The organism is Curtobacterium sp. B18, from assembly GCF_000333375.1.
In the GTDB taxonomy this organism is placed as follows: Bacteria; Actinomycetota; Actinomycetes; order Actinomycetales; family Microbacteriaceae; genus Curtobacterium.
In genome coordinates this window covers 1-1,848 of sequence record NZ_BACZ01000192.1, presented here as the reverse complement: position 1 = coordinate 1,848, position 1,848 = coordinate 1, and the positions used below count along the sequence as shown (strand labels likewise).

General features: G+C 72.9%; 2 protein-coding genes. One reads left to right on the top strand and one right to left on the bottom strand.

Translation table 11 applies throughout. The features are described from left to right. Nucleotides 1-436: 436 nt before the first annotated feature. Nucleotides 437-685 (bottom strand): hypothetical protein, encoded by a 249-nt coding sequence (locus I5E_RS24240; RefSeq protein WP_148286869.1) that lies wholly within the window; start codon nucleotides 683-685, stop codon nucleotides 437-439. A 270-nt stretch (nucleotides 686-955) separates the two neighbouring features. On the opposite strand from I5E_RS24240, the gene I5E_RS23300 reads away from it, so the two are divergent. Further along, nucleotides 956-1,708 carry a P-type ATPase gene (locus I5E_RS23300; protein ID WP_261974859.1) on the top strand — a complete coding sequence of 251 codons (753 nt, stop codon included), beginning with the start codon at nucleotides 956-958 and terminating at the stop codon, nucleotides 1,706-1,708. Nucleotides 1,709-1,848: the final 140 nt, after the last annotated feature.

Below are 1,848 nucleotides of genomic sequence, written 5' to 3'. Positions count from 1 at the left end.
CCAGCGACGTATTGTCGGGGGTCGCAACGGGCCGGGTCGAAGGTCCCGTCACGGCGCTCGGCGGCCGGCGCTCGGCGCCCGACCCCTCGGCTCAGAGACCGTCGTCGAGCTCGATGTGCTCGTCCGACGGGATCCTGATCGTCTAGACGTCGCGGTCCGTCGGGTGCACCGTCAGGCCGGTGACCGAGACGCCTCCGTACCTGGTGTGCTGGATCGCGGTGAGCTCGTCGCGATCGTCCAAACGCCAGTCCCGCGCCGAGTGGTGGAGATCCGAGCGGGCCGGCCGTGTACTCGTGTCGAACCATCGAGACGCTCCGTCCCGGATGGCATCCGTCGTTCGCAGCGTCCTCTCGTTCCCGGCGCGGTGCGAGCGGCAACGGTCTGTCCACCGCTCCTCGAGGCGCAGAGTCCGCGGGGTGCGGACACGCGAAGAGGGTCAGGCGTCACCCGTCACGGTGCTGGTGCCGATCCGAGCAGGCGTCGCGCACCCGCTGTGACGTGCATCGACTCGTGCTCGGTGAACCGCGACGTCGGCGGCGGGACCGAGCAGGGCCTCGAGGTGCACCCACGGCGGCACCCCGCCACGGAACTCGGCTTCGGATGCGCGGCGGAGGACGCGTTCGGCGTCGTCCGCCGCCGGGTCGGCGGGGAGTACCCGGAGTTCGGTGGCGACGTCGTCGGACATCGCGGGTCCACGCCGCACCGTGACGATGCGGAGCTCCGCGGTGAGGAGTCGGGCGAGTGCTGCCGCTGGGCGGAGGCCGGTGTGGGGATCGTCGGCGCTGAACCCGGTACCGAACCGACCGACGCGGAGCGTGTCGATGCGCGCCCTGCGCGCCCTGCGCGCCGTCCGTCGCTGACGGACGGGGGACCTTCGGCACTGGTCACGGCGCCCGGGACCGCCGAAGCTCGTGACGGCGCTGACCGGCGTCGTCGCTCGAGCGTCGGAGGCTCCGTGGACCGGTCGTCCTCGCAGGGAACGCTCGTCCGCACGCGCCTCGTCGTCGTGTGCGCGGTGGGCATCGTGGCGCTCGTCGCGGCCTGGTCGGGCGCGCCCGGGGTCGTCCCGCCGCTGCTGACCATGACGGCCCTCGCCGCCGCGCTCCTGGCGGCCGTGTCGATGGTCCGCGAGATGGTGCACGGACGCTTCGGTGTCGACCTGCTGGCCGTGACGGCGATCGTCGCCACCGTCGCGGTCGGCGAGTGGCTGGCCGCGTTCGTCGTCGTGCTCATGCTCGTCGGGGGCGAGGCGCTCGAGGCCCACGCGCAGCGACGAGCGACGAGTGCGCTGTCCCGGCTGCTCTCCGACGCCCCGAAGACCGCGCACCGGAGTGTCGACGGTGCCGTCGTGGACGTCCCCGTCGCCGAGGTGGCGGTCGGGGACGTCCTGGTCGTGCGTCCGTACGAGGTCGTGCCCGTCGACGGTCTGCTGGTGACCGACACGGCGACGTTCGACGAGTCGAGACTGACCGGGGAGAGCGTGCCGGTGGGGGTGTCCGCCGGATCGTCGGTGCCGAGCGGTGCTGTCAACGGCACCGCAGCGGTCCTGCTGCGGGCGGATCGGACGGCGGATGCGAGCGAGTACCAGCAGATCGTCGCGCTCGTCTCCGGGGCGATGTCGTCGCGGTCGCCGATGGTCCGACTCGCCGACCGGTACGCGCCGTGGTTCACCGCCTTCGCCGTCGTCCTCGGTGCCGTTTCCTGGTAGGTCGCCGGGGAGCCACGACGGTTCGCCGAGGTCCTGGTGCTCGCCACCCCCTGTCCGATGCTGATCGCGGCACCGGTGGCGTTCCTCGGCGGCATCGGGCGCGCCGCGCGGGCCCGACGTGGTGGTGAAGGACCCATCGG

What these genes read in the sequence shown, in the direction of transcription:
- I5E_RS24240 (WP_148286869.1), bottom strand. Translation starts at nt 685, where the DNA reads ATGTCCGACGACGTCGCCACCGAACTCCGGGTACTCCCCGCCGACCCG.